Source organism: Staphylococcus sp. 231237_7MaSpsaltlick (assembly GCF_043107035.1).
In genome coordinates, this window is record NZ_JBICNX010000025.1 from 17,342 (window position 1) to 39,201 (window position 21,860).

Annotated in this window: 23 protein-coding genes and 1 pseudogene; 8 read left to right on the forward strand and 16 right to left on the reverse strand. The window is 29.6% G+C overall.

Going from position 1 to position 21,860, the window contains the following annotated elements; translation table 11 throughout:
* Positions 1-568: 568 nt before the first annotated feature.
* The 3 genes from ACF91D_RS25630 (at position 569) to ACF91D_RS25640 (ending at position 2,999) form a co-directional block, all read left to right on the forward strand.
* Positions 569-844 carry a helix-turn-helix domain-containing protein gene (locus ACF91D_RS25630; protein WP_232161511.1) on the forward strand — a complete coding sequence of 92 codons (276 nt, stop codon included), beginning with the start codon at positions 569-571 and terminating at the stop codon, positions 842-844.
* 1,099 nt (positions 845-1,943) lie between these two features.
* The gene (locus ACF91D_RS25635) at positions 1,944-2,756 is read left to right on the forward strand and encodes a hypothetical protein (protein ID WP_119624644.1); all 813 of its coding nucleotides are present in this window, start codon (positions 1,944-1,946) and stop codon (positions 2,754-2,756) included.
* Positions 2,757-2,903: 147 nt separating this feature from the next.
* Entirely contained in the window at positions 2,904-2,999 is a 96-nt protein-coding gene (locus ACF91D_RS25640; protein WP_002441941.1) for a type I toxin-antitoxin system Fst family toxin, read from the forward strand.
* A gap of 522 nt (positions 3,000-3,521) precedes the next feature.
* Here ACF91D_RS25640 and ACF91D_RS25645 read toward each other — a convergent pair.
* Positions 3,522-3,935 (reverse strand): Hsp20/alpha crystallin family protein, encoded by a 414-nt coding sequence (locus ACF91D_RS25645; RefSeq protein ID WP_107545142.1) that lies wholly within the window; start codon positions 3,933-3,935, stop codon positions 3,522-3,524.
* A gap of 142 nt (positions 3,936-4,077) precedes the next feature.
* Positions 4,078-4,230 carry a hypothetical protein gene (locus tag ACF91D_RS25650; protein ID WP_157947238.1) on the reverse strand — a complete coding sequence of 51 codons (153 nt, stop codon included), beginning with the start codon at positions 4,228-4,230 and terminating at the stop codon, positions 4,078-4,080.
* A gap of 129 nt (positions 4,231-4,359) precedes the next feature.
* On the opposite strand from ACF91D_RS25650, the gene ACF91D_RS25655 reads away from it, so the two are divergent.
* Entirely contained in the window at positions 4,360-4,737 is a 378-nt protein-coding gene (locus ACF91D_RS25655) for an Hsp20/alpha crystallin family protein (protein ID WP_157947239.1), read from the forward strand.
* A gap of 92 nt (positions 4,738-4,829) precedes the next feature.
* Here ACF91D_RS25655 and ACF91D_RS25660 read toward each other — a convergent pair whose 3' ends face one another.
* Positions 4,830-5,228, reverse strand: a complete 399-nt coding sequence (locus ACF91D_RS25660) for a plasmid mobilization protein (protein WP_107360275.1) — start codon at positions 5,226-5,228, stop codon at positions 4,830-4,832.
* Between the two features lie 103 nt (positions 5,229-5,331).
* Positions 5,332-5,526, reverse strand: coding sequence for a hypothetical protein (locus tag ACF91D_RS25665; RefSeq protein WP_107360276.1), 195 nt, complete (start codon positions 5,524-5,526; stop codon positions 5,332-5,334).
* A 166-nt stretch (positions 5,527-5,692) separates the two neighbouring features.
* Between ACF91D_RS25665 and ACF91D_RS25670 the strand changes: the two genes are divergently transcribed.
* Together ACF91D_RS25670 and groL are read left to right on the forward strand one after the other, a co-directional pair.
* The gene (locus ACF91D_RS25670; RefSeq protein WP_107365971.1) at positions 5,693-5,977 is read left to right on the forward strand and encodes a co-chaperone GroES; all 285 of its coding nucleotides are present in this window, start codon (positions 5,693-5,695) and stop codon (positions 5,975-5,977) included.
* 53 nt (positions 5,978-6,030) lie between these two features.
* The gene (gene groL / locus ACF91D_RS25675; protein ID WP_119609946.1) at positions 6,031-7,644 is read left to right on the forward strand and encodes a chaperonin GroEL; all 1,614 of its coding nucleotides are present in this window, start codon (positions 6,031-6,033) and stop codon (positions 7,642-7,644) included.
* 932 nt (positions 7,645-8,576) lie between these two features.
* Here groL and ACF91D_RS25680 read toward each other — a convergent pair.
* Together ACF91D_RS25680 and ACF91D_RS25685 are read right to left on the reverse strand one after the other, a co-directional pair.
* Entirely contained in the window at positions 8,577-9,107 is a 531-nt protein-coding gene (locus ACF91D_RS25680) for a hypothetical protein (RefSeq protein ID WP_119609944.1), read from the reverse strand.
* A 560-nt stretch (positions 9,108-9,667) separates the two neighbouring features.
* Positions 9,668-9,892, reverse strand: coding sequence for a hypothetical protein (locus tag ACF91D_RS25685; RefSeq protein WP_107360280.1), 225 nt, complete (start codon positions 9,890-9,892; stop codon positions 9,668-9,670).
* Positions 9,893-10,143: 251 nt separating this feature from the next.
* On the opposite strand from ACF91D_RS25685, the gene ACF91D_RS25690 reads away from it, so the two are divergent.
* Positions 10,144-10,317, forward strand: a complete 174-nt coding sequence (locus ACF91D_RS25690; protein WP_182475320.1) for a hypothetical protein — start codon at positions 10,144-10,146, stop codon at positions 10,315-10,317.
* On the opposite strand, the gene ACF91D_RS25695 is transcribed toward ACF91D_RS25690, so the two are convergent.
* From ACF91D_RS25695 to nfsA, 4 genes are all read right to left on the reverse strand, one after another.
* The gene (locus ACF91D_RS25695; protein ID WP_107360281.1) at positions 10,314-10,862 is read right to left on the reverse strand and encodes a recombinase family protein; all 549 of its coding nucleotides are present in this window, start codon (positions 10,860-10,862) and stop codon (positions 10,314-10,316) included. The genes ACF91D_RS25690 and ACF91D_RS25695 overlap by 4 nt on opposite strands.
* A gap of 232 nt (positions 10,863-11,094) precedes the next feature.
* Positions 11,095-11,457, reverse strand: a complete 363-nt coding sequence (locus ACF91D_RS25700) for a ribosomal-processing cysteine protease Prp (protein WP_021339557.1) — start codon at positions 11,455-11,457, stop codon at positions 11,095-11,097.
* A 127-nt stretch (positions 11,458-11,584) separates the two neighbouring features.
* The gene (locus ACF91D_RS25705) at positions 11,585-12,919 is read right to left on the reverse strand and encodes an NtaA/DmoA family FMN-dependent monooxygenase (RefSeq protein ID WP_392437945.1); all 1,335 of its coding nucleotides are present in this window, start codon (positions 12,917-12,919) and stop codon (positions 11,585-11,587) included.
* A 207-nt stretch (positions 12,920-13,126) separates the two neighbouring features.
* Complete coding sequence (nfsA, locus tag ACF91D_RS25710) at positions 13,127-13,867, reverse strand: oxygen-insensitive NADPH nitroreductase (protein ID WP_021339555.1); 741 nt, start codon at positions 13,865-13,867, stop codon at positions 13,127-13,129.
* 153 nt (positions 13,868-14,020) lie between these two features.
* Between nfsA and ACF91D_RS25715 the strand changes: the two genes are divergently transcribed.
* A complete protein-coding gene (locus ACF91D_RS25715; RefSeq protein ID WP_021339554.1) occupies positions 14,021-14,374 on the forward strand; it encodes a winged helix-turn-helix transcriptional regulator in 354 nt (117 codons plus the stop codon).
* Between the two features lie 144 nt (positions 14,375-14,518).
* Here the strand turns inward: ACF91D_RS25715 and ACF91D_RS25720 are convergent, their stop codons facing one another.
* The 6 genes and pseudogenes from ACF91D_RS25720 to ACF91D_RS25745 all read right to left on the reverse strand — a co-directional run bounded on the left by ACF91D_RS25720 (position 14,519) and on the right by ACF91D_RS25745 (position 21,691).
* Entirely contained in the window at positions 14,519-15,124 is a 606-nt protein-coding gene (locus ACF91D_RS25720) for a hypothetical protein (RefSeq protein WP_392437948.1), read from the reverse strand.
* 22 nt (positions 15,125-15,146) lie between these two features.
* Positions 15,147-15,473 carry a hypothetical protein gene (locus tag ACF91D_RS25725; protein WP_392437949.1) on the reverse strand — a complete coding sequence of 109 codons (327 nt, stop codon included), beginning with the start codon at positions 15,471-15,473 and terminating at the stop codon, positions 15,147-15,149.
* Positions 15,474-15,801: 328 nt separating this feature from the next.
* On the reverse strand, positions 15,802-16,476 hold the full coding sequence (locus ACF91D_RS25730) for an IS6-like element IS257 family transposase (protein WP_392437951.1): 675 nt from the start codon (positions 16,474-16,476) through the stop codon (positions 15,802-15,804).
* Between the two features lie 57 nt (positions 16,477-16,533).
* Positions 16,534-18,107, reverse strand: a pseudogene (locus ACF91D_RS25735) (ATP-binding cassette domain-containing protein); the annotation flags it as partial.
* Between the two features lie 252 nt (positions 18,108-18,359).
* Positions 18,360-18,815 (reverse strand): MarR family winged helix-turn-helix transcriptional regulator, encoded by a 456-nt coding sequence (locus ACF91D_RS25740; RefSeq protein ID WP_069792840.1) that lies wholly within the window; start codon positions 18,813-18,815, stop codon positions 18,360-18,362.
* A 26-nt stretch (positions 18,816-18,841) separates the two neighbouring features.
* On the reverse strand, positions 18,842-21,691 hold the full coding sequence (locus ACF91D_RS25745) for a YhgE/Pip domain-containing protein (protein WP_327621105.1): 2,850 nt from the start codon (positions 21,689-21,691) through the stop codon (positions 18,842-18,844).
* Positions 21,692-21,860: the final 169 nt, after the last annotated feature.

The window sequence follows — 21,860 nt, forward strand, 5'->3', positions numbered from 1 at the left end:
TTATTACGGGGTTGTATTTCCATAAAAGAAAAGCGCCTATGACAGTTAACACTTGGTTTAAATGCCTATTGGTTATGCTTATTTTTGTCATTATAGTAAATGGATTTTCGCATATTGATGATATCAAGCAAGGCGCAAAAGTAGTATTTCATGACATGGAGGTCTACGATATTGCATCAAAATCTAAGTAGAAATCACATAGTTTATGAAAACGTATAGACTTAAAATTCATTTTGAAAGAATTGAAACGATTATGGAGCGATTTGATGAACAATAAAGAAAAACATGCGGAAGAAGATAAAAGAGAATTAGTTTTGACATCTATACCTGAAATATTGAGCTTGATACTTCGTTTTCTAAAAAATTAGTACTAATTTTGATTTAAAAGTTGCTGATGAAATTAAAATATACTTATCTGACTTATATTTGCGTTTTAAGAGCTTATGTAAATGTTTAGGTAATTAACTATGTATAACAAGCCTTAATCTTTAAAATACCCCCTTAAAATTCAAAATAAAGGTATTTAATAATTCGTGTGATAAAGTTTTCTAAAAAGGAGTCGTTTTAAATGGAATTAATTTCTAAATTGATTCAAGAAGATATAAATAACAACTCAGAATTAGAAATGTTGTACAAAGAACAAGGAGAGAAATTAGAATTCGCAATCGCTATTGTTAATTTACGAAAAGATATTGGATGGTCACAAGTGGAACTTGCTCAAAAACTAAAAGTACCTCAAACAACGATTGAAAATATCGAAAATGGAGATGTACTTCCAACGATGTCTCTTTTGAGAGAAATAGCTGATGTAACAGGAAAAGAATTACGTATTTCATTTGTATAATCAAATAATATACAAGAATTTAATACTGCAAAGTTCACCTATGCTTTGAATAAATAACAGTTTATATTCGTTTATGATTCTAAATTATTGAAGATTAGGAGAGGATCGTATTGAAAAAAGAAAAATCACTTAAAGAAAAAATTCAAGATTTTTATAAAAACGGCAGTCGTTACGAAGAAAAAGAAATCGATTTTGGAAAGCCTAAAGGATCAGAAGTTTTTTAAAACTTCTGAGTAGGTATAGTTAACGCTCAATCAAAAACATTATTTTTGCGCTAAGCTTTAAGAGTTTTCATACCTATTATTTAATAAGTTACGTGATTATATTGTTATTATTCAAATTCAAAAATGCTTTTTATCGAGACATATCCTCCATTTTATACTCCCTAAAAATTTTATAAGAAATGAGCATAAGGAGAAACGGTACCACCTACGGTGTTATCCAGCATAGCTGGAGTTTCAATCTTACCACTCATTGCATTCGCTTGCTCTAAATATTCTCATAAAACATTGTTATATCAACGTTTTATGGAAATGCAGACACATTAATATATCCTATAATAATGTGTAAAATTTTGTACTCCCATTTTTTTGATTGGTACCACTTTTTTAAGTATTGGGAGTATTTAAAATGCCTTTATAGCGCCTTTCATTTTAAAATAGAGTATTTTTTAGTTAGCAATTTATAGAAAAATACTCCCGATACTCCCAAAAAATATTATTAAAATTGAAATACAATTACTCAAATAGTGAATGTCGAATTTAATATTTGAATCCCTTTTCTTTATCCATAACTTACTTTAACGACGCAAATATTAATATATTATAATTAATATTTGATTTAATTTTACATTAACTTCTTTTTTTACTTTTAATATATAGTAGACACTTTTAATAAAAAAAAAGAGATGGAATCTAATGTATTTTTGAATATATTTAGTTAATAAATGATTAGTGATTTGATTGAAAGGTGTTAGGTTTTAAGTAGTGTTTTGTTGTAATTAAGAACGCGAAATTGAAAAATTTCCAAATAATAATTCATAATTAGTAAAAAAGAATAAGTCTTGAAATAAATGAATTACAGAAAGTAGGGGATGTTTTTGAATCTCAAGGGTTTAGATTATTGGATGGAAATGTTTAACGATTTAAAAAGTATCTGGCCTATGCTCTTGGTGCTTTTATTCTCTAGTATAATCAATCTATGGAATCAAAATGCTTTATATCAACGCGAAAATACTGAAAAATTTAAAACGATAATCAATAATATATCACGTTTTATTCTAGTAACATTGTTTGCATTACTATACTTATTATCAATGTTGTCTTACTCCCTTAACGCATATCCTAAAAAAGAAGTTATAGAGTATATAACTAACTGGGGTCATATAGGTTCATTTTTAATTTTACTTATCTTTTATTCAATGTTGTTCCCTATAGTCATACTTCCTTTTTTAGGGAAGCGAAGAAGCAAAAGATTTTTTATCGAAATTATAGATAATCAAATTATAAGAAGAGAAGTTATAGATAGAGTGAATATTAATAATAGGGACAAATTAATTTTAAAAGATGCTGATGGTTTTCAAACAGAGAAGAATATTACAGATATACAAAATTTAAAGTTCGAAACACCTTATAAGAAAACTTGGATAACAATGGAGGACATAAAAAAATTTGCGTTGCATGTTAGAGATAAGCCAAAAGTAATAAAAGTGCTTATATGTACTATTATATTTGTCATTCCTACTATTTACTCATTTTGGACAATAAAAGATATTATAGGAGATTTACATCATCTTCAACAAAGTTCTGATTTATTTATGTATATAGGTATATTTACATTACCAGCTATACTGATCACTGAGCTCTATTGGATTGTAGGTGTTATTTTCTATAATATATTTAAGAAGAACTAGTATCGAAAAAATAATAAAGTATTTCAGGATACTCACGTAACATAATTCAACTTATCGGAAGTGCATATGCTTACGTGTTTACAGATGATATAATAATAGAGTCGCCTTAACTTCCGGCGGTATTTTCGACGGAAGGAGGTGCTTAATATGCTTATGATCTTCGTTCACATCATTGCACCAGTCATTAGTGGCTGTGCAGTTGCGTATTTTACTTACTGGCTTAGTAGTAAACGCAATAAATAGAAGGCGACGTTAAGCCGCATCAAAAAATCCCCTCACTACCGCAAATAGTGAGGGGATTGGTGCATATATGCATATAATCTTCGTTAAAGGTATTATAACACCATAGTGGAGAAGAATGCAAAATTGAAATCGTGAAATATAAATTGAAAAATATATGACTAAAACTGGATTGATATTATCTGAATACATATCAATTATCGATTTTGTTTAGTGATTAATAATGTGTTCCACAAATTAGAGATAAATACAGAAGGAAAACAATTAATTAGCTAATAATTAACTACACGATAATTTACATTCTATTTTTCTTTTTAGTATTCTTTCCTAAATAACTATAGTCCATGGCTAAAAATAAATAATAATCTTTTCATGTGATTTATATCTCTTTGTTTAATTTTTAACACAATGTTTTTTTAAAAGTATGATTCAAAAAATAACTTAACTATTTATAAATTAAAAAGACAGTCATTCTAAATTATAGAATGACTGCCTTTTAGTCACAGGAGGTCATCCAATTGGTATTTATTCAATTTCTATACGCTTAGTAGATTTTACATGTTGTTCATTTTTTTTCAAATTTAAATGTAATACACCATTCGTATATTTTGCGCTAATATTGTTTTCATCTACATTGGGTAAGGTATATGTTCGATTTATATATGCTGTATTTCTTTCTTGGCTAATGATATTTCCTTCTTGATCAGTTTCATTGTTTTCATCCGATTGTTTAGCTTCTACATATAAAGTGTCACCGTGATAATCTAAATTAATATTTTCTTTTGCGATGCCAGGTAAATCAATATCAAGGATATATTCTGAAGAGGTTTCTTTGATATCTGTATTAGGAAAATTAGGAAAAATTGGTTTTGCAAAGTTTTCAAAAAATTTTGAAGGTGATAAATCAAAAAAGTTATTATTTGGTAATAAATTACTCATAATGAATCCCCCTCTAATTTTTAATGCTTAATTTTTCAAATATTTTAAATGTTAATAACAAGATACAAAAATTAAATTAAGGACATCGCCTCCTCAAAAAAATGTTATATCATATGGTAATCAGAATGCTATATGATATATTCTAGCTAACTCTAGTTTTTTTATGATCTAGCGAATTTTTTAATTTATTATAGTTTTCAAAATTCATATTTTTGAATAAATCAAAATAATTATTATCTTCTAAATTAGGTAATTTACCATGTTTTAATTGTTGAACTACTTGGTTTAAAATCATAATTATCACACTCCTACAAAGATTTAAACACGTATCTTTGATTACCATATGATAATTTACAATTACTATATACCATGTTATTATTATTTTGTCAACATTAAATTTACTTTTTTAGGGAGGATGATTATTATGTCAAATAAAGCATTTAATTTAGAAACTTTTAATCATTACTTTAAAAACTTCCAAGAAAAATTAGCAACTGAAATTTTTAATGTTTCTATCGATAGTGATGTTAAAGAAGAACATGATCAATACATTTTGAAAGCTAAAATTCCTAATTCGTCTAAAAACCTTTTGAACTTAAAATTTTTTAATAATATATTAACCATTCGAGGAGAGAAATATGATTATTTAGAGGAAAAGAAAGTCCCTCTATTTGAACAATTTACTTTTTATAATGTTAACGTTCCAAAGATATACGCTGAATATAAAAACGGTATTTTAGAAGTGAGGTTACCTAAATTAATGCCAGGAGAAGACGTGGTCCAAAGTATAAACGTTCATTAAAGAAAGCCCCACCTAATATAGGTGGGGCTTTAAGCATGGATAAGCATTATAATTAATATGTTTTGAGAAGGTGAAATTAATAATACGAGTTATCAATAACCTAATTGCTTTAGATTACAAATCAAGGTTCTATCTTTTTGGTATTCGTTAGTATCAATTGATCCATCGGATTGTACATATGGAAGTAAACGATTCATGGTATTGATTTTAAGTCGTTCTGACTCAAGTTCATTCGTTGCTTGATTATAAGCGCGCTTGAGTTTTTTTGAATAGGACACTTGTTTCTCATATTTATCCTCCGAAATAAAATTAACCCCTTTATCAACATTAGTTTCTTGATGTAATATCGTGGGCTTTATTTGGTTTCCGAGTGCTTGATGCCTAGCATATTCAGTCGGAGACATATGACAATACGCTGATAAGTCTTGGATTTTTTTGTATTCTTCGTTTGTTAATTTAAAAGTTATAGCCTTTTGGTTTGTTCTATTCAATTTAAGTTCTCCCATTACTTGAAATTAGAGGCGACAAATCACCAACACAGTAATTTTTAACGCTACTCCATGCTTTTATTTCGAGTTATCTTATGATAATCAATTATTTTTCTTTGTTTATAGTGTTTATATATTTACTTATATTAAGTGAATCATTATAAGATTTCCAATCGTAATGAAATGAAAATTCAATGAAAGGGTCGTTGTAAGCTGTGTTATTCATATGATTTTTATTTTTAGAAATAATATTATTTTTTAAATACTTTGGAGAATAATATACAAGTTTTTCTTTAAACATAATATATCAACTCCTCTAAAATTATCATAGGATAACTCTATAATTATTACTAACATTTTATGTTTTTTTTGTCAATAATTATTGAAAATTTGACTAAATTTGATTAAAATAATGTTAGCACTTAGGTAGTTAGAGTGCTAACATTATTTTTTAAGGAGGGCAAAATATGCTTAAACCATTAAACAACCAAATTATTATTAAACAAAAAGAAAATGAAGAAACAACAAAAAGTGGAATAGTATTAACCGATTCCGCACAAGAAAATAATTATGAAGGAGAGGTTATCGCTATTGGCCCAGGTTTCCTATTAAATGATGGAAGTCGAAAAAAGCCAGAAGTAAATGTAGGAGACTATGTTATTTATAAAAATTATGCTGGTACTAAGGTTGATTACAATGATGAATCTTTTTTAGTAATCAGTGAAAATGATGTTTTAGCAATTATTGAATAAACAGTTATTTCTAATTTAATATATCAAAATAATTTTAGGAGGTATTATTTGTAATGGCTAAATCACTAAAATTTTCAGAAGATGCAAGACAATCTATGTTAAATGGAGTTAATAAATTAAGCAATGCAGTAAGGGTTACAATGGGGCCTAAGGGACGTAATGTTGTATTAGATAAAAAGAATAACTCACCACTTATTACAAATGACGGAGTTACTATAGCTAAAGAAATCGAACTTGAAGATTCTTATGAAAATATGGGAGCTAAGTTAGTACAAGAAGTTGCTAATAAAACAAATGAAGTTGCTGGTGATGGTACTACTACCGCAACTGTTCTTGCACACGCTATGATTAAAGAAGGCCTTAAAAATGTGTCTAGTGGTGCTAATCCTGTAGGAGTACGAGAAGGTATTAATAAAGCTGTAAACGTTGCGGTTGATTCATTAAAAGAAATTTCTCATAGTGTAAAAAATAAATCTGAAATCGCACAAGTAGGAACAATTTCAGCTGCAGATGAAGAAATTGGTGAATATATTTCTGAAGCTATGGATAAAGTAGGTCATAATGGCGTAATCTCAGTAGAAGAATCTAACAGTTTTAAAACAGAATTAGAAGTAGTAGAAGGTATGCAATTTGATAACGGCTATCAATCTCCATATATGGTTACTGATTCAGATAAAATGACGGCTGAATTAGACAATCCATACATTTTAATAACAGATAAAAAAATTAATTCTTTTAAAGATATATTGCCGATTATTGAACAGGTAGCTCAAGAAAGCAAATCGCTATTAATTATTTCTGAAGAAGTGGAAGGTGATGCACTAACAAACTTAGTTATAAATCAAATGAGAGGTACATTTACTGCAGTAGCTGTTAAAGCTCCTGGATTTGGAGATAGACGAAAAGCAATGTTAGAAGACCTTGCCGTGTTAACAGGTGGGTCATACATTACCGAAGATTTGGGACTAACACTTAAAGATGCAACAATTGATATGCTAGGATCGGCTAATAAAGTTGAAGTTACTAAAAATAACACAACTATTGTAGATGGTCATGGTAACAAAGGAAAATTGAATGATCGTATACAACAAATTAAAAATCAAATAGAAGAATCAACATCTGATTTTGATAAAGAAAAACTGCAAGAAAGACTAGCCAAGTTAGCTGGTGGCGTAGCTGTTATTAAGGTAGGCGCTGCATCAGAGACAGAATTAAAGGAAAGAAAATTACGAATTGAAGACGCCTTAAATTCAACACGAGCAGCTGTTGAAGAAGGTATTGTTGCTGGAGGCGGAACAGCATTACTTAACATATATAATAAAGTAAAAGATATTGATGCAGTAGGTGATAAATCTACTGGTATAAATATTGTTTTAAAATCTTTAGAAGCACCAATGAGACAAATTGCAGAAAACGCTGGGGTTGAAGGATCAGTAATTGTTGAAAAACTTAAAAATAAAGCTCCAGGTATTGGCTATAATGCAGCAACAGGAGAATGGGTTAATATGATTGAAGAAGGTATTGTAGACCCGACAAAAGTAACACGTTCAGCTTTACAACATGCGGCAAGCATAGCATCTCTGTTCCTTACAACAGAAGCAGTAGTTGCTAATATTCCAGAAAATGAAAATAATCAAAATATTATGCCAACTCCTAATATGATGTGATTTACAGAAATTTAAATTATTGTGAAGATAATTATAATCATTATTATGAATATGTTTCTTCTAATAACAGAGTAGTTTTAACATTTTAGGTTAAGTAAGCGCAAAGTTCGTCATAAAATGAATTATTAATCAAGAATTACCTTTAATTAAATGTTTTTTGCAACAAATATTAGTATTACTAATATTCATTTAACCCATAATATTTTCTATATTAAGGCAATATTTGATTTTGAAATGATTAAAGGACTCCATATTCAACAAGGGGTCCTTTTTAATATGTTTTCTAAGAATCATCGATTATGTGAATCATTATTTATAAACCGTCATAGTTTTTCATTTAATAAAGTTTCTTTTCATAAGGTTTTTAAATATAACAATCTCAAAAACTCAATTGAGACGTATAAAAATGATGAAGGGAAAGAACATGAGGTAGAAATAGCTGTAGATACGGTAATGTTGGAGGCGTTGAACATACTAAGCTAACTAAAGATATTTTGGACAATAAAATTAGATAGCAGTGTCGAAGAGTTGAATTAATAATAAAAAAGGCTAAAGGTCATAATTATGAATACTACAGATTTTGAAAAAGCATTATATGTTTATCAATCCATTATAAATAATATTAAAAAACATATAACTAAAGCTATGTTAAAAAAGCTATGTTAAAAGATAAATTTTCAAGGAATATGGAATTAGGGATATGTTAAAATTTAATTACGATGAACATAAAAGTTCAAAAGAAGAAACTAAAATATGGTGAGTAATAAAAATAACCACGCTCTCCCAAAAGCATGGTCAAAAAACAAAAAAATTATTATCGTTAGAGAATGAAAATATTAATTAACGTTGAGATAGTACACCTATCTATCATGCCATATAACCTATTTATATAAAATATAAACATCAATACAAAAAATATTTTATAATAATCATTACCTTTCTGTAAATTGTAACTCATAAATACTTTTGTCACTATAAGTGTTAAATGCATCTATTTTTGCATGAAGCATTACTTCTTTAGGCTTCCTACTAATATTATGATAATAAGTTAATTTAATACGTAAGTTTGTTTCATATCCGTTATTTTGAATAGTTTGCTCAAATTCATCAAATACCTCTTTATTAACAGGCAAATAATAACTTTCACCACTTGGTAACATGTTAATAAATTTTTCTTGTATAGTTTGATCCTCATTTAATATAACTTCTATTTTAATTTTTCTTGCAGCTCCTCCTCCTAAATTATACAATTTCAAATAATCTTCATGCTTTGTATTATCCGTTTTTATATTATTCATTATTAGTTCATTATCATTATTTAATTCCAATAAAGTTTGATTGAATCCTAGCGCAGGGATAAAGCTAATTTTCATTTGATAAAGCTGTATAGATACAGAAATGAAATAAAATATAGCCATAATAAACGTACCTAAAGAACCAATTGCTGAAATAATATTTATCATAGTATCACCCTTATAATTTATTAAAATATAGTTAATTATATAAAAAACAACCGTTTAATTAAAAACGGTTGAAAAGAATAACTTTGGGTTTATAAAAAGAAATTTGATAAATTAAAAGCCTATTTAAAATTACCCAAGTTATTTAGGGTTAAAACTTCATTAAAATTAGAGGTGTTTTTATAAAATTATAAATGCAAACATAATAGATATGGAACAGCCGTTAATTCGGCTGGTTTTTTATATTTTTATACATATTTTATTAAATAAATCCTAAATCTTTGGTAATAGGTGTCTTTTTATTAATAAAAAGACATATATTAAAAAAACAGACTTTATTATTATATTAGGTAGTGTTTTGATTAATGATGAAATTCCTTGAATAAAAATACAAAACGCTAACCACAGTTAACGCTCAAAAGCCCGTCAAATCAACGATGTATATTTCATGAATAAAACCACCTTTTCGATTAGTCGTTAAAACGTTGATATAACAACATTTCGACCGAAAAGGTGGTTTACTAATAAAAAATTATAGGAACTGAAAGTGAATATACTATTCATTAAGAATCTGCCAATAAACGATTTACTAAAGCAATTTCACTTAATAAACTCCTTGCATCTTCTTTACTTAAGCTATCATAATTTTGAACTATTTGGTCTAATTTATAGGCTATATCTCCTTGTATGCTCAACATTTCTTCATTATCCCATGTATCCTTGCAATCAATGTTAGTAAGATAATTTATATGATTATTTAGGTCAGTATATAAACCTTGTACATCCATTTTTAGCCCCCTTTATATATTAATACCCCAATTCAATACATAACATATCTTGCTATGAACTTTGAATTGACGAGTTAAGTAAGTCTAATAATCCATAACCAGAAAAACATAGCGAATATAAAGGATCCTCCACTTATAACACTACAATACCTTTTTTATTGAAGCCTTTTATATTAAAAAGCATTTTAATCGGAATCGATAAAAAGTATACTTGATTAGAAACACATACAATATTGATAGGGAATGTTATTTTGGAAAATAAATTTCTAAAGTTGCAACAAAAAGTACTCGCTTATTCAAAAAGTAAAAATTGGCAAGACGCAACTTTAGAATGGGATATTATAGATTTTGCAGAAGACGCTTTTATAAATGATTTAGATATATCTATAAGAGCCTTAAATAATATATTTTTTCATCGAATTTAATCCTTAATCACCCTATATACTGTAGAGCGACTTACGCCTGTTTGTTCAGCAATCTCTTCACCTGTAAGCTTCTGTTCGTTATATAAGAATTTAATCTCACGCTTTTTGTGATCTGGTAATGATGGTCGGCCACCTTTTCGCCCTCTTGCTCTTGCTGCTTCTAACCCTTTTTTAGTTCGTTCACTTAATAAATTAGCTTCAAGTTCAGCGAATGCACTCATCATTGTAAAGAACATTTTGCCCATCGCATCTTTAGTTGATACATTCATATCAATAATGTGTAAATCAATGCCGTTTTTATCCAACCATTGCGATAATTCAATTAACTGTTTTGTTGTACGTCCAAGGCGATCTAGTTTATAGATAACTAGGATGTCTCCTTCACGTAAATAGTCTAAACACTTATCAAGTTCCGTTCTTTTAGTTTTACGACCACTCGCTTTCTCGCTAAATATACGTTCACAACCATATTCTTCAAGTGTATCAATCTGTCCATCAAGACTTTGATTTTGTGTTGATACACGCGCATAACCAATTTTAGCCATTTGAATACCTCCTCTTTTTATCGTTTTATGGGTACTTACTAATGAAATCTAGTTCTCGATGCAAATAAACACGTCTCTCATCGTCTAAAAACTCGTATTTTTTGATATTTATGATACATTGATTATAACACAAGTTTATAGACTTTAATATCTAAGAAAAACCTCTTAATTTATAGTTAAGAAGTTTTGTGTCAAAAACGAATGTTTTCTGTACACTCAAATTAGAAATACTTTAAATATTATTAATTACTGTTTTTATATTTATATACTGTCCATATTCTTCTTCAATAGAATTCAACCCTATAAAAGTCGTTTCTAATATAATATTGGCAATATTTAATCTTGGATCGTTATCATTAATAAGCAAAGAGAAAGACATATAACCATTCTCTGCCATTTTAATATTTAATTCACTTTCTTTATACTTTGCAACGCTTTCTAAGCTATTAATAGCTGTAAAAATTAATGTTGATATACTAGCACATACAATGTCATAGCCGTAATCGTCGTAATCAGCATGCCCCAAAACTTCATAACCATAGATTCTACTCTTAATTGTACTCTTTAATATATTCACATGTACCACAATATCCATTTCCTTTCACCAATTAATATTTAGGATCTATAACAACGTAAATGAGCTCTGAATCTAATTTCATATAGGTTTCAAACAGTATCTACTTCTGCCTGACATATTGTGTGACTTGCAATGATACCTTAATTTATTCTGTTTCATTTAAAATACGTGGATCAACGCCTATCTGATAATCTATATTCATATTTTCTCGGAGTGTGTTACCCATGTAACCTTCTGGACGGAAGCCACGCTTTTGTAAAATAGGAATGACTTGATCTACAAAATCAGATAAAGCATCACTAAGTCGATCGGCAGCTAAAGCAAAACTATCGGCTGCCTCTGATTCAAACCATTCTTGTAAATAATCTGCTACATCTTCAGCAGTTCCTACCACACCTGGCGTATTATCTAGAACACCATGAGCAATAATATCTAGTGGTGAATAACCTTCTTTAGCGAGTCGAATCGCTTGAGCAGATTTACTAAACTGAGGATTTTGTCTTAGATTGCTGAGATGAATAGAGGTTAATGGTTCATCTATATCTGTTTCAGAAATCGGAACACCTAAGAGCATTGAGAGATGTCTCAAGCGTTCAGGAAAATCTTCGGAACTTTCCATTTCGCGTCTACGATTTAATGCTTCTCGATGTGTTTTACCTATTCCAAACGTGAAAAAAACCATGAATTTAATATCATCCGCATTTCTTCCGGCTTCTTGTGCTGCTGAACGGAAAATTTCACGTAAATGAACAGACTCTTCTATAGTATTTGGCATTCCAATGATTGTATCAGCATACATACCAGCTGGCTTAATTCCTGAATTGCTAGCTGCAGGCATTACTAAAATTGGTTGTCCTTGTGGTGAAGGTGGTGCTTGCAAAGGACCACGAGCCCCTACGTATTTTCCCTGTAAATTAATTGGCTGGATATACTCACTATTTAAGAATACGCCTGTATTTTGATTAGGCTCTCCTGCTTCTTTTTTCCAACTTCCCCATAAAGCTTGTGTAATCTGAATTACCTCATGAAGTCGTCCATATTTATCGCTACTTTTAGGTACATTTTGGCCATAATTAGCAAATGCTTCAGGTTCAAAACTAGGAACGACTTGCCATCCCACTCTACCTCCACTGATTAGATCTAACGCTCGAAGCTGTCGAGCTATTGTGTAAGGTTCGTTAAAGGAAGTAGACAATGTTGGGATTAATCCAATATGCTTTGTGTGAGCAGCAATTGCCGAAATTTGGACAATAGGATCAATTGGAAAATTAATAATACCCGTAAAACCAGTGTGTAAAAAAACTCTATCTGGCATAAAAATATAATCAAGACCTCCATTTTCCGCAATTTTTGCATATTTAATTTGTTCTTCAATGTTAATGTATGCTAATGGGTCTGTTTGCTCAGAACGCCAAGCATTTTTATGATTACCATAGAAGTCTGACATAGCAATTCCGATACTCATGTGCCTTGTTTTCATTATAATCTCCTTTCAAATATAGTAATTGTATTAATTCCCTAAGTTAGTTCTATGAATATATCGTTAAAACAATATATTAGAAATATCATAAAGAAGATGAAGAATTTATATGATTTTGTATTACTTGTTTAGTCTGTTTTTATAAAGGTTGTGTGCGTTTTATTTTTAAAATTATCATATCATATTTAAATATTCATCTTTTCATTATTATCTTTTGGCATATCCTTGTTTATTTAAATATTCCAACATATTAGGTTGAATGCTTCGTTGTAAATGCTCCTCTATATGTTCACTCCACCCTTTTACTTTTTTTACAGTAAAAGGTGCTATTATAGGTCTATTTTCGTAATAATTTTTCATTTCTTCATCGTAATCTTCAATATCTTCTATATTGAAAGCATTATAATTATTGTCATGCATTACTATTTTTTTAGGTAATCTTGGCTTTGATTGAGGTTTTTCACCAGCTGAATAACCAATACATAATCCCGTCAATGGAATAACATATTCTGGTAAATCAAGTAAAGCTGTCACTTCTTCTATATTTAATCTTATCCCACCAATAAAAACGCCGCCTAATCCTAATGATTCAGCTGCAGTTAATGTGTTTTGAGCCATTAATCCAACGTCGACTGCTCCTATTTGCAAGAACTCTGCATATGTTACATCTACATTAGGAGCTATTTTATGATTACGATTGAAATCTGAACAAAATATCCAAAACTCTGAAGCTTCTTCAATATAATTTTGATTACCACTGAGTTCCATTATTTTTTTGCGTAAGGAACTATCAGTCACGCGAATAATAGATACAGCTTGTAACAAACTAAAAGAAGACGTTTGATTTGCAGCTTTAAATATTTCATTAACCTGTTCTTCAGGGATCGCTTTATTTTCAAAATTTCTTATAGAACTATGTTGTTTTAATAATTTTATTGTTTCATTCATAAATTATCCTTCTTTCATTCATAAATTATCCTTCTTTCATTTCTAAAAGTTTTGATATATAGTATATTAAAACTATTACACTCATTTGAGAAGTAGGTAATAAATAATGACATAGTATTAAAATTCGTACTATTGTGATTTGGAGGTGTTTATATGGTTAAAATATGTAATTATGGATTTGATGAATCATTTATTGAGGAACATAGAGACATGCATGGCATAGCATACACACAAAATGTTTTATCCGGGAGATATAAAAATTTAATTTTATGGTATTTAAAGGAGAAAGGACGTAGATTTGGAGAAATAAAGAAATTTTTAACAAGTATATCTCAAGGTTCTTTAACGAAACAGTTAAAAGAATTAGAAAGTGATGGGATTATTAATAGAACTGTTTACGCAGAAGTGCCACCTAAAGTTGTATATAGCTTAACTAATAAAGGTCAAGCACTCATGCCTATTATAGATATGATGGAAGAATATGGTAAAGAATATGGAAGAGTTTAATCTAAATGAGAAAAGGAATACAATTAAATATTTGTATTCCTTTTCTCATTTATTAAGTAAAATCATTCTCATATATCAAGCAAAGTGACACTCTTAAATTTGAATTAAGAGGTTTTGTATCAAAAACGATTGTTTTTGATTTAGTTATAATCTTTTTTCACAATAACTTTTAAAATCTATATAGCGCTTTAAAGTTGTTTTAAATAACTCAATATATTTTCTTTCATTTTCTTCTTCTGTATCATGTTTACTACGATCATATATACCTGAAATACTACCTGTAAATCTAATCCTCATAGTTAATCCGCCTGCATTATCTATATGATTATTATCAATAAAATCCCCTAGCTCTGCCAATGATATACACAAAGATTTTAATTTTCTTTTTGCCCATATGTTAGAAAAACCTACTACCGCCCTTTTTTGATAATAATATTGAGAAAAGTTATAAAATTCATAGACTTCTACTTTACTTACATTACTGTCATTTTCTTGTATATTATTTAATGTTCTGCCAATTTTATTTAAATCCTGCTTCATAGTTTCATATGTTTTTATATCTATTCTATTAAATGAAAATAAATTGCTCAAATATAGAACTATAAACATCAATATTATACAGATCACAGATCCTATAACCTTTTCGTGAAATTCAATTGGTAATTTATTGACTATAAATGTAGCAATTAGCATAATAATAGCTATTACACGCAAAATAACTTTGTTTTTTATTTCTGAATTTTGTTTCATAAAACTTCTCCTATTCAATTTTCTAAAACCAATAAATATCATCATATATTGCTGTGATCAGTATAATACCTAATCTGATATAAAATCGCTTTTTATCATTACTCCATTTACTTTTTTCGTCTAAGGATTCATTGCTAGCATGTCTAAATATATGTGTGTCTTTTCTATACTGCATAACATCTGTATTATCAATAAAACCGTAAAATAAATTAGGCGATATCTCTTTGAACTTACCTTCTTTTTTCAATAGATATTCTATACAATTATTCAAAGTTCCTAATTGATCGTCTATTGTCTGATGTTCAAGTCCACCTCTACCATTAGCAATTTTATTTATGGTAGTATTCAAGTCTTCTTCAACTTCAAAAGGTATTAGTATTGCATTCTCTCTATCAAAATATTTTTTAACAATCGGTATGGCTACAATGCTCTGTGATTCATTTATATGAACTTTATAATATTTTTGGTCATTATATGTGTATAAAGAATCTGATTGGTTTAAAAATTCTATAGTCTCCGAAGTTAGATAATATTTATTTGGTATTAAATACGTATTATCACTAGCATATATATCTTAAATTTCATAAATTTTATTTCCGTTAACAAGTAATTTTAATAGGTTCTGTTGCAAAGTAAAAAAATATAGCTAACCACTAATTTATCATGTCAGTGTTCGCTTAACTTGCTAGCATGATGCTAATTTCGTGGCATGGCGAAAATCCGTAGATCTGAAGAGACCTGCGGTTCTTTTTATATAGAGCGTAAATACATTCAATACCTTTTAAAGTATTCTTTGCTGTATTGATACTTTGATACCTTGTCTTTCTTACTTTAATATGACGGTGATCTTGCTCAATGAGGTTATTCAGATATTTCGATGTACAATGACAGTCAGGTTTAAGTTTAAAAGCTTTAATTACTTTAGCCATTGCTACCTTCGTTGAAGGTGCCTGATCTGTAATTATCTTTTGAGGTTTACCAAATTGTTTAATGAGACGTTTGATAAACGCATATGCTGAATGATTATCTCGTTGCTTACGCAACCAAATATCTAATGTATGTCCCTCTGCATCAATGGCACGATATAAATAACTCCATTTTCCTTTTATTTTGATGTACGTCTCATCAATACGCCATTTGTAATAAGCTTTTTTATGCTTTTTCTTCCAAATTTGATATAAAATTGGGGCATATTCTTGAACCCAACGGTAGACCGTTGAATGATGAACGTTTACACCACGTTCCCTTAATATTTCAGATATATCACGATAACTCAATGCATATCTTAGATAGTAGCCAACGGCTACAGTGATAACATCCTTGTTAAATTGTTTATATCTGAAATAGTTCATACAGAAGACTCCTTTTTGTTAAAATTATACTATAAATTCAACTTTGCAACAGAACCAATATTGGCCTAATTTAACGCGTTGAATTTCACCACCTGATAATGTAGATAGAGGTTGGCCAAGGGTTACGTAATTTAATCCAGTTTTACTTATAGCTTGTAACTTAGACTGAATTTCATTTTCTTTATCAAAAAATCTTATACCTTCGTCAACAGTCAATTCAAGGAAATCAGCAATGGAATAGCCATCTATAGTTGATTCAACACTTCTGGCTTATAACGTTTACCGTGACACACTTCACATGTTTGTGAAAATTCACCCATAAATGCAAGTTCTGTTTCAATATAACCTTTACCACCACAATTGGGACAAGCTCCTTTCGAATTATAACTAAACATAGATTTATTTAATCCAGTTTCTTTGCTGAAAAAATTTCTGACTCTATCAAAAACACCTAAATAAGTTAGTAAATTAGACCGATCGGAACCTTGTATCGCTTTTTGATCCATAAATACTGCATTATCATTTTTTGCAAAACCTGCCTTAACAAGTGAACTTTTCCCAGAACCTGCTACTCCAGTTAATACTGTCAAAACATGCTTGGGTATATCAACTGTCACATTATTCAAATTGTTTTGGGTCACTGGTCCAAGATGATAAAAACTCTTTGCTTCACGTATCTCATTTTTTAAGTGATGTTTGATACGTAGTGCTTCCCCAGTAGATGTATCTGAAGACAATAATTCTTTGTATGTTCCCTTAAACGTTATCTCTCCACCTTGCGCCCCTGAACTTGGCCCCATATCAATAATATAATCTGCTTCTTTAATTACATCAGGATCATGTTCTACAATTAATACTGTATTACCTTTATGTTTTAAAGATTTCAAAATTTCATTTATTTTTGCAATATCCTCTGGATGTAAACCAACACTTGGTTCATCAATGATATAAACCAAATCAGATAGCGAACTATTTAAATGTCGTATTAATTTAAGCCGTTGTGCTTCTCCACCTGATAAAGAAGTGGTTACACGGTCAAGAGTTAAATAACTTAATCCTATATAATCAAGTGCTTCTAATTGTTTTCGGAGTGGTTCAATAATAAACTGGGCTGTTGAATTATTTAATTTATTAAGAAATGCTAAATTTTCTTTTACAGTCATTTGTGTGAAATCTGAAATATTTTTCCCCATAATTTTACAACTCAAAATTTTCGAATTTAAACGTTGACCGTTACAAGTTGGACAAATTTTATTTTCCACAACATTGTTAAGATGTTTAGCATAACGTTTTTTGTTAAATTCTTTATCTCCCAAGAATATTCTTCTAAACCTAGGTATAAGTCCCACATATTTTGCTGATTTCCGCCATTCTTCAGGTGGTTTTTTTAATTTTATTGGCTCCTGATACAAAAACAAATCTAATTCTTCTTTTGTATATGCTTTTAATTTTTTATCATTATCAAACAGACCACTATCACGATAAGCTTTCCCTCTTTCTTTATCAGGTCCAAAAGATGGAAAATTAATAGCACCTTCATTTAAAGATTTGTTCCAATCTAAGAGCTCATTTAAATTATTGAAAGAACTGTCTAACCAGTAGTTCCCCCTAAAGTAGGTGGTAAATTGAATGAAATAGAATTAAATCTTGATAAACTAGTTTCTTCAATTTGTAGTTAGAGCATTGACTTTCTAGATACAATTAAAAGTAATAATCATAGGTATTAACATAAGTAATCGTTATTAGAAATTATTATGCCTTTTTATTAAATTTAGTTACTAAAGAAGCGACTTCAAATATTAAGTGAAATCATACTCATATACCAAGTAAAGTGACAAATAAACATTGAAATTTCATTTTTCAAATATCTAAATTAATTTACTCTAGTAGTACTTTTTTAAAAATGTGTTTTCAAAATTCATGAGCTGATACATAAATTTTTCAAAATCTTCTCTAACAAAACAGCTTAATAAAAGTAATTTTATTTCTTTTGTTAAGTTGTTTTTTATTTCTTTTAATAAGCGTTCTCCATTATGCGTCAAACTAACTAATTTAATACGTTTATCATTAGAATAAACTCGTTGCACATAACCTTTGTATTCTAACTTCTTAACACGTTTTGATATAGCTGTCTTATAAATACATTGCTTATTTGCTAAGTCGTTAATCGATATTTTTTCATTATGGTGAATAAAATGCATTGTTTCTATTTGTTCATAAGATAAGTAGCGACCTGGTTCCAATTCTTTAACCATGTTAGTAATTGATTTATTAATATTCGCTGTAGCATCATAGAATTGGTTAATCATTATTTCTAAGTTTCCCTCTTTATGCTCCATATTAACCTTCCTTACTAAACTATCATTTATTCCATTACATCACTTTCTTCAGCTTTTTCAGTTGCTTTTCTCATCAGTGGATCAGTAATTGGTTTAAAGATAACACCAATTAATAAAAATCCTATACCAAATAATGAAAGGATCACTAATTTTTTAGTTAAAATTTCAGGTACAGGTCCTCCAACTGCTTCTCTTAAAGCATCTATTGAATAAGAGAAAGGTAAATAAGGGTGAATGACTTGGAAGAACTCTGGTGTAACTTGGATAGGGAAGGTTCCTCCACCACCTGCTATTTGTAGTACAAGGAAGATGATTGCAATTGCTTTCCCTGGATTTCCTAACAATGACACTAAAGTATATACAATTGAAATAAATACAAGTGATGAGAATACTGCTATAGCAATAAACCATACAACAGATTCAACTTGCGCTTTCAGTATCACTACATCTCCAATCGATACGATGAGTGCTTGGATAATACCCAACGTATAAAACAACCCACTCTTTCCTAGATAAATTTCTCTTGTCGTTAGATGTGGCTCTAATGATTTATGTTTATTATCTGTCGTTAATAAACTTACTAGTAATAAAGCTCCTACCCATATTGCTAATGCTGTGTAAAATGGTGTGCTTGCTGAACCGTAGTCTTTAACAGGAAATATGTCTTTTTGATCTATATTAATTGGATTTGCGATTACATTAGCTTGTTTTTTCAAATCATTTTTCAATAAGTCTACCATTTTATCCACTGCATCGTCGTCTTCAATCTCGTCAAATAGTTTGTTCGCTTTAGCCAGATCTTTTTCAACATCTGGTAATTGATTACGTGCAAAATCTGCCAAATTGTGCAAGCTTTCTTTTGCACGTGGTTGATTTGTATCTAAAATATCTACCAAATTATCATACCGATTAAACAGTGTAGGTATTGTATTGTTCACAGTTGCTGTTGTATCAGATAACTGTTGTTCTAAACCTGGCAAGTCATTTTCAATAAATGATGCTGCGTTAGAAACACTTTGTTTAAATTGTGGATAATAATTTTGAGCAATAGACATTGCATCCATATATCTTTGCTCAATGACTGGTAGTGCACTTTGAATCGTCTCAATTCTATCCTTACCAGTAGTTAAAATACTTTCTCCTGAATTTATAACTTGATCAATTGTGTTTAATTTCGATTGAACAGTTGATAGTTTTATATCGCCGTCATCTAATAATGACATCACATCATTAGATACATCTAATAATTTTTGGTTTAGTTCTGACTTAATATAGTTTCTTAAATCATCTAAGCTACTATTCACGCGTGGAATTTCTTTAAGTAATTCTACTGCTTCTTCTTTACCAGAACTTCCATTCGAAAGTGCTTCACTAAGTTGATTTTGTGTCTTAATTAAATTATTAATTCTATTATTTGCTGATTCTAATTCCTTAATCTCATCAGAAAGATCTACCTTTTCTCTATCTTCAAGCTCTGATAATATATCTATAAACTTTTGATTGGACTTACTTGTTACTTCAAGTCTAGATTTAATATTATCTAAAGTTTCTTTGAAATCTTTTGGCTTATCTGTAGATATAATACCGTAAGTGACATTTTTTAGCGCATTAATATCTTCTTGACTACTTTCCGCTTGTTTGTCGGTATAATTGGATAAAGATAATAATGATTTTGATAGTGAAGATTCCATTGCGCTTACATCTTCACTACTTATTGCTGTTCCATTTTGATTATTCTCAGCATTGTCGCTATTACCATTACTTATTTGCGAAGTTTTAATATTTGAATAACTATCTGACCCTTTAGAACTTTGCTGCTCAGTTTCAACATTTTCTTGTAATCGATTATTAGCATTTTGATTTGCTTCTTGTGCATTATCAACGACTTCTTGATAGCCTTCGACACGCTGTTGCACTGCAGGTAAATATCCTTGCGCTTCATTCAGGCCTTGTAACCCTGCGTCAACCCCTGCGCTTGCAAGGTCTACACCACGATTAATTTTTGGAAAAGCTTCTGGTACATCATTAGATGCAACATTCAAGGCATTTTCAATATTTGGCATGTAGTCATTTAATGCCAATATCAATTTAGCTCGCTCATTTAATGTCGGAATGGCCGCATTAACTTGGTTTAATTTATCTGCAGCATCTATAACTTCACTTTTATGATTTCCTAACCCTCTAAATTCATCAGCATAATTGTCAATTTCATCCTGATTTTCATCTAAATATATTATTTTATCAGCAAAATCATTAATTTTGGGTATAGAATCATTAGCTTTAGATACTGCATCTTCAATTTTATTTATGGTTGGAATTTCTTCCTCAAGTTTCACGCCAAGTCGATTTGCTTCATCTAATAATGCTTTTGTTACTGTCTCATTAAATTGTTCATTTGCTTTTTGAACAATGGCACTAGTCCCTGCATTTGTCATTTTAGGCGCAATCGCATTAAGTTTTTGATTCACTTTGTATTCTACGTCTGCTTGCTGTGGTTTTTTTCGAAGTGTGCCGGTAATTTGGTGCGTAAACTTCTCTGGTATGTAAATGGCTGCGTAATAATCGCCCATCTTCAAATCATGATCGGCTTTTTTTCGACTTACAAATTGCCAATCAAAGTTATCATCTTTCTTTAGTTTATTGGTAATTTTATTGCCCACGTTCACATTTTTATCTTTAACTTTATCTCCCTTATCCTCATTTACAACAGCTACTTTAATATTTTTAGTATTACCGTATGGATCCCATGTCGCTTCTAAGTTAAACCAAGCATAAAAAGAAGGAAGAAGTGCTAAACCTCCTAAAATCACTAAAACAGCAGGCGTCTTAACAATCTTTTTCAAATCCATTATAAATAATTTTATTGCGTTCTTCATTTATACACCTCTAAAACTGTATCTATTGATTTTTTCACATAATTTAAAATTACTATTTGTTAATTTCATATAAGTTGATATACTGAAACCATTAGCAAAGACTATCCGTTTCATGGTTGATAAGTATCAACTAAGTCCAAGTCTGTCTATAGTGTACCAAGACAAACCA